The organism is Anthropogastromicrobium aceti (assembly GCF_020687335.1).
Lineage (GTDB): Bacteria > Bacillota > Clostridia > Lachnospirales > Lachnospiraceae > Anthropogastromicrobium > Anthropogastromicrobium aceti.
In genome coordinates, this window is the sequence record NZ_JAJEQN010000066.1 from 1 (window position 1) to 11,584 (window position 11,584).

Consider the following 11,584-nt stretch of genomic DNA (forward strand, 5'->3'; position numbering starts at 1 on the left):
AATATCGCCAGCCATAGCATGGCTGACGATACAAAAATTTATTATTTTTTATTGTCCTCTTGACGGGGAGCATACCAGCAAACCAGCCGAGGCTTTTATTTTTGTTTTTATTTTTCGTCCTTCAAGCCCGGATAATCAAGCGTTGCAAAGTAGTCCTGCGGTGTCTCTGCCCGGCGAATCTGCTTTACAGTGCCATCTTCTTTAAGTAAAAGCTCTGCACTTCTTAATTTGCCGTTATAATTATAGCCCATTGAAAATCCATGCGCACCTGTATCATGAATTACAACATAATCTCCGATGTCGATCTTTGGCAGCATACGGTCGATTGCAAACTTATCGTTGTTCTCACACAAACCGCCTGTCACATCATACATATGATCACACGGCTCGTTCTCTTTGCCAAGTACGGTGATATGATGATAAGCACCATACATTGCCGGACGCATCAGATTTGCTGCACACGCATCAAGTCCGACATAATCCTTCCAGATATGCTTTTCATGAAGCACCTTTGCTACAAGACAGCCATATGGTGCAAGCATGAAACGTCCAAGTTCTGTGAAAATAGCAACATCATCCATTCCTGCCGGAACAAGAACATCATCATATGCCTCTTTTACGGCTGCACCGATTGCCATGATATCATTTGGTTCCTGATCTGGGCGATATGCAATACCGACACCACCTGAAAGATTTACAAATGCGATATGAACGCCAACCTCTTTCGACAGCTCTACAGCCAGCTCAAATAAAATTCTTGCCAGCTTCGGATAGTAGCCAAGTGCTACTGTATTTGATGCTAAAAATGCATGGATTCCAAAATGCTTAACGCCATGTGCCTTTAACTTTGTAAAGGCTTCCTTCATCTGCTCCTTTGTCATGCCATACTTTGCATCCTTAGGCGTATCCATAATCTCATTATGCAGCGTAAAGTTTCCGCCCGGATTATAACGACAGCACATTGTCTCTAAAAATGGTGCGCCAATCTCCTCATAGAAATCAATAAGAGACACATCATCAAAGTTAATGATTGCACCAAGCTCAGCAGCCTTTTTAAAATCCTCTGCCGGTGTTACGTTAGAAGAAAACATGATATCATGACCCTTAAGACCAACAGCATCTGACATCAAAAGCTCTGTATAAGATGAACAGTCTGCGCCGATTCCCTCTGACTTTAAGATATCCATTATGTACGGATTTGGCGTTGCCTTTACAGCAAAATATTCATGGAAGTTTGGATTCCATGCAAACGCAGCCTTTAACTTTCTGGCATTCTCGCGGATTCCTTTTTCATCGTACAGATGAAATGGAGTCGGATATGATGCAGCCATCTCTTTTACTTGCTCTAATGTTATGAACGGTTTTTTTTCCATAATGTGTCTCTCCTCGCTGTGTACTTCTTTATCCTATCGTTACAGTTCATCCGCGCCATTGTTCAGAACAATCGCACTCGAATGAACTGTTAAATCAATTGACTACGATTACTCTCATATTGTTTGTCTCGCCGATTGCATAGCTTGGCTGATTCTTATGCTTTACACCAACTGTAACAATAACAGTATCTCCGGACTCAATATAGCCCATCTCCTTTACAGTATTCACGGAATGCTCAATCAGCTCATCGGTATCAGTCTCCCTCATAGCCTTAACCGGTGTTACGCCCCAATTCAACTGCATTTTACGTAAAACATCCCAATTTGGAGACATACCAATGATACGGCATTTTGGTCTCCAGTTTGACAACAGATTTGCAGTAAATCCATGCATCGTTGGCACAATGATTGCCTTTGCATTAAGAATCTCTGCTGTACGTACTGTTGCACTGCTGAGTGCGTTTGAAATCACATGATCAGAACGCTTTACATCTCTGCGGTTATAAGTACGATAATCAAGATATGGCTCAGATGACTCTGCAATCTTTGTCATCATGCGAACTGCCTCAAGCGGATAACGTCCTGCTGCTGTCTCACCTGAAAGCATAACAGCATCTGTTCCATCATAGATTGCATTTGCAACGTCAGTAACCTCTGCTCTTGTAGGGCGTGGATTACGTATCATAGAATCAAGCATCTGAGTAGCTGTGATAACTGGCTTTTGTACCTCATTACACTTATCGATGATTGTCTTTTGGATATGAGGAACTAATTCTGCCGGAATTTCAACACCAAGATCACCTCTTGCAACCATGATGCCGTCTGCTGCCTGCAAAATCTCATCAATATTTTCAATACCCTCTGCGCTCTCAATCTTTGCAATGATGCGCATTCTGCTTCCATGAATATTTAAAATATCGCGGATTTCCTCGATACAAGCTGCATTTCTTACGAATGATGCTGCAACAAAATCAAAGCCCTGATCAATACCAAATAAGATATCCTTCTTATCCTTCTCAGTAATTCCTGGCAGATTGATCTTTACATTCGGTACGTTTACACCCTTCTTAGAGCCTAACTCACCGCCGTTTACAACTGTACAGTGCAGAACATTTTCTTCCTTAGAAATAACCTTTAACTCGATCAAACCATCATCAATCAAAATACGGCAGCCAATTTCAGCATCTGCAACAAGACCTTCATAGGTAATAGATGCGCTTTTTTGTGTTGTCTCTACGCTCTGATCAATTGTAAGATCAAAATCCTGTCCTTCTACAAGTGTAACCTTCTTATCCCCTGGTACGCTTCCAGTACGAATTTCTGGTCCCTTCGTATCAAGCATAGTGGCAACAGGAATATTCACAGCCTTTCTTGCTTCCTCAACAAGTGCCATACGTCCTGCATGCTCCTCATGACTTCCATGAGAAAAGTTGAAACGGGCAACATTCATGCCGCTTTTGATCATTTCCTTCAAAAGCTCAACATTCTCTGTTTTCGGACCCATAGTACAAACAATTTTTGTTCTCTTCATACTCTTTTTTTCTTCTCCATTCGATTTTTTTGCACGTTTACAAACGCTGCCAATTACTGCCTGTCATATTACTGCTTATCATACGAATGTGCAACAATGTGCTTATGCGTATAAAGATGCTCGCTGCAATACTCGTAAGCGCCGTCACACTTTGAACAATAACGAAACTCCAGATCTGGAAAATCCTTATCTGTTCTTCCGCAGACGGTGCACTTATGCAGTGGCCTGCCGCTTTGTTCCCTCTCCCCCATCTTCTTTTGAAAATCTCTTCTTCGATGTACCTCTCTGGGGTTGATCCGCTGAAGATCTCTCGTGCCGAGGAAATAAAGTATAAAATTTATAAGTGAAAATACAATCATGATCAGCATTGCAAAACCATACGGCATCCAGCCTAATCCGTTTACAACCTGCATCAGATCATAGAGGTACATTACTACACTCAAAAGCGCCATCCACTTTGCCTTGACCGGAATAATGAAAAACAGCAAAAACTGCACATCCGGGAAAGTAGCTGCCAGCGCTAAAAATAATGAGTTACTAAGGTAAGAGATGCTGACCTGCATACCCATCTCCACACCAAACACAAAGTACACCAGAAACGCTGCCACAATTGTTCCAAGCAGACCAGTAATGATGTACATATCCATGCGGAAAGATCCCCATACACGCTCAAGCGTCTGGGAAATCGAATAATACAAAAATGCAAAAATCAAAAAATTAACAGGGCTTGTCGTGTATGGCACAAGAATAAATGAAACAATTCGCCAGATCTGTCCATGAAGAATGGCACTTGTGGACCAACACAGATAGTACTGTGCCTGCGGATACATGATGGTAATCAAAAGCCCTGCCGCATTAAGAATAATGATGTAGAGCATCAGATTTGGAACGGCATACCGGCCAAATTTACGCTCAAGCTTGTTCAGAAATTTCATAGATAATCCTTTCTCGCCCGGCTTCCCCCCGACCGGATCATCTTTATCTTTTTTTATTCTCTTTTTCACACATACCTCTATTATAGTTTTCACACGTTTGTTTGTCAAACTTTTTTAGAGAGCATTCTTAAATTAGTTTGTATCCCTCATAAAACCACGTTACTACGCATCTGAAATATAAATTCATTCTTACATTTTTATTAGTACCTTGCATTTTTTTTCAAAAACCGCTATAATTCATCTGTATTTTGGATTTTATTGCCACAGTTTACATGTCATCCATTTCCATATTTATTTTGATAATGTATCATTTCATTAAGGAGGTTTTTAATGGGTACATCAAATAAAACATATAATCGTCTCGGCATTGATATCGGTTCTACGACTGTCAAGGTTGCCATCCTCGACAGCGAAGACAAGCTTTTATTTTCCGATTATCAGCGCCATTTTGCAAATATTCAGGAAACACTTGCCGAACTTTTAACAAAAGCATATGACAAATTAGGTCCAATGGATCTAGCTTCCTCCATCACCGGTTCTGGTGGTCTGACACTCGCAAAACATCTTGACATCCCATTTGTACAGGAGGTTGTTGCTGTTGCCACCAGTTTAAAAGACTACGCGCCTCAGACAGATGTTGCGATTGAGCTTGGCGGTGAGGATGCTAAAATCATCTACTTTACCGGCGGTGTCGATCAGCGTATGAACGGTATCTGCGCTGGAGGTACCGGTTCTTTTATTGACCAGATGGCTTCTCTTTTGCAGACAGATGCATCTGGCTTAAATGAGCTTGCAAAAAATTACCATGAAATTTATCCTATCGCGGCACGCTGCGGCGTATTCGCAAAGACAGATATTCAGCCTCTGATCAATGAAGGTGCTGCCAAGGAAGATTTGGCTGCCTCTATCTTTCAGGCTGTTGTTAATCAGACTATTTCAGGTCTTGCCTGTGGTAAACCAATCCGCGGTAATGTTGCTTTCCTTGGTGGTCCGCTCCACTTTCTGGATCAGTTAAAAGAAGCTTTTATCCGCACACTTCATCTTACAGATGAACATATTATTGCTCCAGAGCACTCTCATTTATTTGCTGCGATTGGTGCTGCGATGAATGTAAAAGTGGGCACTACAGTTACGCCGATTACTCAGATGATTAACCGCCTTACAAAAGGCATCAAGATGAATTTTGAGATCAAGCGTATGGATCCTTTGTTTGCTTCTGAAAAAGAATATGAAGATTTCACAGCGCGTCATAAACAGCACACTGTAAAGAAGGGAAATCTTCGCGAGTACCACGGCAAATGCTTCTTCGGTGTTGATGCCGGCTCCACAACTACAAAGGTTGCTCTTGTCGCTGAGGATGGATCTCTTTTATATTCCTTCTACAGCAATAATAATGGAAGCCCGCTCTCAACAACTGTTCGCGCAATACGTGAAATTTATGAGCAGATGCCTGATGACGTTACAATTGCCTACGGATGTTCCACTGGCTACGGTGAAGCACTTATTAAGGCAGCACTTCAGCTTGATATGGGTGAGGTTGAGACTGTTGCTCACTACTATGCGGCATCCTTCTTCCAGCCTGATGTTGACTGTATCCTTGATATCGGCGGTCAGGACATGAAGTGCATTAAGATAAAAAATCATACCGTCGACAGCGTTCAGTTAAATGAAGCATGTTCCTCTGGCTGCGGCTCATTCATCGAGACTTTTGCAAAATCCTTAAATTATACAGTTGTCGATTTTGCAAAGGCTGCGCTTTTTGCTAAAAATCCTACCGACCTTGGAACTCGCTGTACAGTATTTATGAATTCAAACGTAAAGCAGGCACAAAAGGAAGGTGCTACTGTTGCCGACATCTCAGCCGGTCTTGCATACTCCGTTATCAAAAATGCGTTATTTAAGGTTATAAAAATCAATGATGCTTCTGATCTTGGAAAACATGTTGTTGTGCAGGGCGGTACCTTCTATAATGATGCTGTTCTTAGAAGCTTTGAAAAGATTGCTGGCTGTGAAGCTGTCCGTCCAGACATTGCTGGAATCATGGGTGCCTTTGGTGCTGCTCTTGTTGCAAGAGAATATTATCAGTCACATAAGGAACCAAAGACAAGCATGCTGTCCATGAATGACATTTTGTCTTTAAAATATACAACACGTCTGACACGCTGTCAGGGCTGTACTAACCACTGTCTTCTGACAATCAACCGTTTCAGCAACGGCAGTCATTACATATTTGGAAACCGCTGTGAGCGTGGTCTTGGCAAGGAGAAGAATAAGGAAAATATTCCAAACCTTTTTGATTACAAGTATCATCGTATTTTTGATTATGAGCCGCTTGAAGAAAAGGATGCAAAACGCGGAACTGTTGGAATTGCGCGTGTATTAAACATGTACGAGAATTTCCCACTGTGGGCAGTTTTCTTTAAGAAGCTTGGCTACCGCGTTGTACTCTCTCCTGATTCCAACCGCTCTATATATGAGATGGGTATTGAGTCTATACCAAGTGAATCTGAGTGTTATCCTGCAAAGCTTGCTCATGGTCATGTTACATGGCTGCTTCGCAACAATGTACACTTTATCTTCTACCCTTGTATTCCATATGAGCGCGTAGAGTTTGATGATGCGCAGAACCACTACAACTGCCCAATCGTTACTTCATATGCAGAAAACATTAAAAACAATGTTGAGGAGCTTCGCAGTCCTGACGTTACCTTTATGAATCCATTTTTAGCTCTTACAAACGAGGAGATCATGACAAAGCGTCTCGTTGAGGAGTTTGGAAAGCTTGGCATTCCAGAGGACGAAATTCGTGAAGCCGCTCACGCCGGCTGGCTTGAGATGCAAAAATGCCGTGAAGATATCCAGAAAAAGGGCGAGGAGACTCTTGAATATTTAAAGAAGACAGGAAAACGCGGTATTGTTCTTGCTGGTCGTCCTTATCATGTCGATCCTGAGATCAACCATGGTATTCCGGAATTGATCACCTCCTATGGTATTGCAGTATTAACAGAGGATTCCATCTCTCATCTGGCAAAGATGGATGGTCGTCTGATTGTATTAAACCAGTGGATGTATCACTCCAGACTTTATGCAGCTGCACAGTTTGTGCGCACACAGGAAAATCTTGATCTGATCCAGCTAAATTCCTTTGGCTGCGGTCTTGATGCCGTAACAACAGATCAGGTCAATGATATTTTGACCGGCTCAGGAAAGATCTATACTGTCCTTAAAATTGATGAAGTAAATAACCTTGGTGCAGCGCGTATACGTATCCGCTCCCTGCTTTCTGCAATCCGCGTCCGCGAGCAAAAGCATATTGAGCGCCATGTTGTTTCTTCTGCCTATAACCGTGTTCTCTTCACAAAGGAAATGAAGAAAAACTACACCATTCTTTGTCCGCAGATGAGTCCGATCCACTTTGATCTGCTTGAAACTGCACTCAGAAGCTCCGGTTATAATGTTGAGATCATGAAGGAAAGCCGCACAGCTGTCGATGTTGGTTTGAAATATGTAAATAATGATGCCTGCTATCCGTCACTGATTGTTGTCGGCCAGATCATGGATGCTCTGTTATCAGGCCGCTATGATCTTAACCATGTTGCTATCTTTATGACGCAGACTGGAGGCGGCTGCCGTGCAAGTAATTATGTCGGCTTTATCCGCCGTGCACTAGAAAAGGCTGGAATGGCTCAGATTCCTGTTGTCTCACTTAATTTAAGTAAGCTTGAGGCAAATCCGGGTATGACCTACACTCCTGCTCTCGCCATCCGTGCTGTACAGGCTATCGTATATGGCGATATCTTCATGCGCACCGTATATCGTATGCGCCCATATGAGAAGGTTCCTGGTTCTGTCAATGCAATGCATGAAAAATGGAAACGTATCTGCAACAATGACTTAAAGCGTGCTCCAAGCATGACACGTTTTAACCACATTATTAAAGATATGATCCGCGACTTTGATAATATTCCGATCTATGAAGATAAAGTTATTCCAAGAGTCGGAATTGTCGGTGAGATCTTAGTAAAGTTCCTTCCACAAGCAAATAATCATCTTGTTGAACTTCTTGAGCGCGAGGGCGCTGAGGCTGTTATGCCAGATATGCTTGACTTCTTCCTGTACTGCTTCTACAACAGCAACTTTAAGGCTGAAAAACTTGGCACAAGCAGTGCTGCTGCCAGAATGTGCAATATCGGCATTGCCGCTCTTGAATATATGAGAAAAGCAGCACGAAAGGCATTTGCCCAGAGCAAGCACTTTACACCGCCTGCTGATATTCGTGATCTTGCAAAATATGCAGATCCACTCGTATCAATCGGAAATCAGACAGGTGAAGGTTGGTTTTTGACAGGTGAAATCATGGAGCTGATTCATAGCGGCGTCAACAACGTTGTCTGCACACAGCCATTTGGCTGCCTGCCAAACCATATTGTTGGAAAGGGTGTTATTAAAGAGATCAGACACCAATATCCAGAATCTAATATCATCGCTGTCGATTACGATCCAGGCGCTTCAGAAGTTAATCAGCTGAATCGTATCAAGCTGATGCTTGCAACTGCACAGAGTAATCTGGATAAAGATCAAAAGAATAAGAAATAATAAACAATCAGGTCAGTTCCATTTATAGGAGCTGACCTGATGCAAAATAGGAGTAATTTTCATGAATAATTATCGTTTTACCATCAGCTACGATGGAAGCCGTTACAGTGGCTGGGAGCATCAGAAGCATACTGATGACACGATTCAGGGAAAAATTGAGGCTGTTCTTGCAAAAATGTGCGATACTGATACTGTAAAGCTAGTCGGCGCCGGCCGCACTGATGCCGGTGTACACGCAAAGGCTATGACAGCTAATGCACTTCTTGACACAACGCTTCCTGTACGTGAAATTCGTGACTATATGAATCGCTATCTTCCAGATGACATTGTTATCTTGGAGGTTTCTGAAGCTTCACAGCGTTTTCACAGCCGTTACAATGCCACTGGAAAAACATATTGCTATACCTGCTATGTTGGTCAGACAAAGCCTGTCTTTGACCGCCGCTACGTTACAAGATTAGAGGGAATGCCAGATATTGCTGCTATGAATCAGGCTGCCGCTTATCTGACTGGCATGCACGATTTTGCCAGCTTCTGTGGCAATCCCAAAATGAATAAAAGCACTGTCCGCACAGTCGATTCAATCCGCATCCAGCAAAAAGGTGATTACCTTACACTTTCTTTCCACGGAGATGGCTTTTTGCAGCATATGGTGCGCATTATGACTGGTACACTGCTTGAAGTTGGCTTTCACCGCATGCAGCCAAATGATGTCATTACAATTCTTCAGGGTAAAAAAAGAAGTCTTGCAGGACCTACTGCTCCGGCGCAGGGACTTTGCCTAATTGAAGTAGACTATAATTAAAAAAACGTTTCCAGCCGCTTTGACTGGAAACGTTTTTTTAGATTTAATCTAAATGGAATACGGTCTTTAAGTCGATAGATACTGGGCTGTTGTCTGGATTAGTCTCCATGATATCTGCCATGAAATCCCACCACTTGCGGTTGATTGCAGTATCTGCGCCCTTTGCCCAAAGCTCCTCATTTTCGATCTCGATATAACCAAATAATGTCAGAGTCTCGCGATCTAAGAAGATAGTATAGTTCTTTCCGCCATGCTCATGAATCATATCCTTCATCTCTGGCCACAGCTGGTTATGTCTCTTCTCGTACTCTGCCTCCATACCTGGGTACAGCTTCATCTTAAATCCTTTAATCATTTTCCTGCCATCCTTTCAATTTTTTCCGCTTTGTCCTGTAAACAGTAACATTTGCTTCTCTTTTAAGAAGTTTCACGGAGCCATTACTTTCATGAATATTTTACTCTATTCCATATTTTTATTCAAGAGCACATCATGTCAGAATCAAAAGGATATTGTGCAATATCAATCATTATCAACGATTTTTACAACCCATTTTCCACGTTTTACAAGAATATAGCCAATAACAACCTTTATCAGATCGGCTCCTGTGCAGCACGCATAAAGAACACGCACTGGCATATCAGTCAAACGTGAAAGCATCATGGCAAGCGGAATGGAAACAATCCATACAAATCCGGCATCGAAAAAGAAGGTAATAAGTGTCTTGCCGCCAGAACGAAGCGTAAAATAAGCTGAATGCAAAAATGCATTGAACGGCATCATAAATGCTGAGAATATAATAAAAAATGTAGCGAGCTCTTTAACTTCATCGGTCGTATTGTAGAGCTGTGGGAACAGCGGTGCAACTATTGCCATGATTGTTCCGATTACAAAACAGCTTGCTACTGAAGCAAAGATAAGCTTTGTATCTGTTTCTTTTGCTTCCTTTAGTTTTCCTGCTCCCAAAAGCTGTCCTACAATTATCGCCAGCGCACTTCCCATAGCAATAAATACGACATTGAACAAATTTGTGATCGTTGAGGAAATATTGATTCCGGCTACAGCTGCCAGTCCTCTTGTTGAATAACACTGATTTAAAATAGCAATACCAAATGCCCACAATGCTTCATTTAAAATAAGAGGAAGTCCCTTTGCCACAATTTGCTGTGTCAGTTCCTTTGGTATCTTAAGAGTGCGGTATACACCTTTAATATATGGTACCTTATCTGTATGCGTATGAGACCATACAGTGATAATACCAAGTTCCACATAACGAGACAAAACTGTTGCAATTGCAGCACCCTCAACGCCTAATTTCGGGAACCCAAAGCTTCCATAAATTAAGAGATAGTTGAAAATCAGATTGACAAATACAGCTGCCACACCTGCTATCATCGGCACAATCGTCTCGCCTGTCTCACGAAGCGTGCCCGAATATACTTGACTGAGCGCAAACGGAAGCAAGCCGATCAAAATCCAGCCCAGATACTGCTCGCCATATTTCAATGTCTGCATGATATCACCAGACTCTCCTCCCTCATGAAGAAATAGTGAGATCAACTGTGAACCTGCCGATAAAAATACAACGATACCAATTACAGAAAAAGCGATGCTGATAAGAAATTTAAAACGAAACGTATTTCGCACACCCTCATAATCGCCATGTCCAAAAAACTGTGCAGTAAAGATTCCGGCACCAGAAACTGCACCAAAAATACACAGATTAAAAACAAAAATTAACTGATTGACGATTGCAACACCTGACATTTGCTCTGTTCCGATGCGTCCAACCATCAGATTATCAAGCAAACTGACAAAATTGGTAATGCCATTCTGAATGATAATCGGTACAACAATTGCAAGCAGCATTTTGTAAAAATGCCTGTCGCCTATGTAGCGCCTTAGCTTCTTCTTCATGATCTTTCTCCTTTTTCCCTCAGCTACAGCTCACCCGCGCCTATCATGCGCAAAACTGCCCTGTCGGGCTTAATCGCTTCTTCGAAGCTGTTTTGCTTATGAAGCGGCGCTCCTTTCTAGCACAACATTCAGAAAAAACATGCAAGCATGTTTTATTCTGAACGACTGTGCTAGAATTAGCTGTTAAATCAAAAAACCTCCTGATCAAATTCAGGAGGTTTTAGAAGCGCGAGACGGGATTCGAACCCGCGACCCTCGCCTTGGCAAGGCGATACTCCACCACTGAGCCACTCGCGCATACTTATATGTACCTTCAAAACTGCACACAAACTTTTCATCCAAACCTATAACCTTCCTACCCTGACCTTTTGGTCAAGCCCTCGACCGATTAGTAGCAGTCAGCTCCATGCCTTACGGCACTTCCACCCC

7 protein-coding genes and 1 tRNA gene are annotated in these 11,584 nt (G+C 42.3%); 2 read left to right on the plus strand and 6 right to left on the minus strand.

Features of this window, described 5'->3' with window-relative positions; genetic code table 11:
• Nucleotides 1–107: 107 nt before the first annotated feature.
• The 3 genes from LKD48_RS15645 to LKD48_RS15655 form a co-directional block, all read right to left on the minus strand.
• Nucleotides 108–1,373 carry a diaminopimelate decarboxylase gene (locus LKD48_RS15645; RefSeq protein ID WP_308732559.1) on the minus strand — a complete coding sequence of 422 codons (1,266 nt, stop codon included), beginning with the start codon at nt 1,371–1,373 and terminating at the stop codon, nt 108–110.
• 94 nt (nt 1,374–1,467) lie between these two features.
• Nucleotides 1,468–2,904: a pyruvate kinase gene (pyk, locus tag LKD48_RS15650; protein WP_118614525.1), complete on the minus strand. Its 1,437-nt coding sequence runs from the start codon at nt 2,902–2,904 to the stop codon at nt 1,468–1,470.
• Nucleotides 2,905–2,972: 68 nt separating this feature from the next.
• Complete coding sequence (locus LKD48_RS15655; RefSeq protein ID WP_308732560.1) at nt 2,973–3,839, minus strand: hypothetical protein; 867 nt, start codon at nt 3,837–3,839, stop codon at nt 2,973–2,975.
• A gap of 330 nt (nt 3,840–4,169) precedes the next feature.
• On the opposite strand from LKD48_RS15655, the gene LKD48_RS15660 reads away from it, so the two are divergent.
• Entirely contained in the window at nt 4,170–8,435 is a 4,266-nt protein-coding gene (locus LKD48_RS15660; RefSeq protein ID WP_308732561.1) for an acyl-CoA dehydratase activase-related protein, read from the plus strand.
• Nucleotides 8,436–8,496: 61 nt separating this feature from the next.
• Nucleotides 8,497–9,240 (plus strand): tRNA pseudouridine(38-40) synthase TruA, encoded by a 744-nt coding sequence (gene truA, locus LKD48_RS15665; RefSeq protein ID WP_118614527.1) that lies wholly within the window; start codon nt 8,497–8,499, stop codon nt 9,238–9,240.
• A 43-nt stretch (nt 9,241–9,283) separates the two neighbouring features.
• Here the strand turns inward: truA and rhaM are convergent, their stop codons facing one another.
• The 3 genes from rhaM to LKD48_RS15680 all read right to left on the minus strand — a co-directional run bounded on the left by rhaM (nt 9,284) and on the right by LKD48_RS15680 (nt 11,452).
• On the minus strand, nt 9,284–9,595 hold the full coding sequence (gene rhaM / locus LKD48_RS15670; RefSeq protein WP_066558293.1) for an L-rhamnose mutarotase: 312 nt from the start codon (nt 9,593–9,595) through the stop codon (nt 9,284–9,286).
• Between the two features lie 165 nt (nt 9,596–9,760).
• Nucleotides 9,761–11,155, minus strand: a complete 1,395-nt coding sequence (locus LKD48_RS15675) for an MATE family efflux transporter (RefSeq protein ID WP_308732562.1) — start codon at nt 11,153–11,155, stop codon at nt 9,761–9,763.
• A gap of 225 nt (nt 11,156–11,380) precedes the next feature.
• Nucleotides 11,381–11,452, minus strand: a tRNA-Gly gene (locus tag LKD48_RS15680).
• Nucleotides 11,453–11,584: the final 132 nt, after the last annotated feature.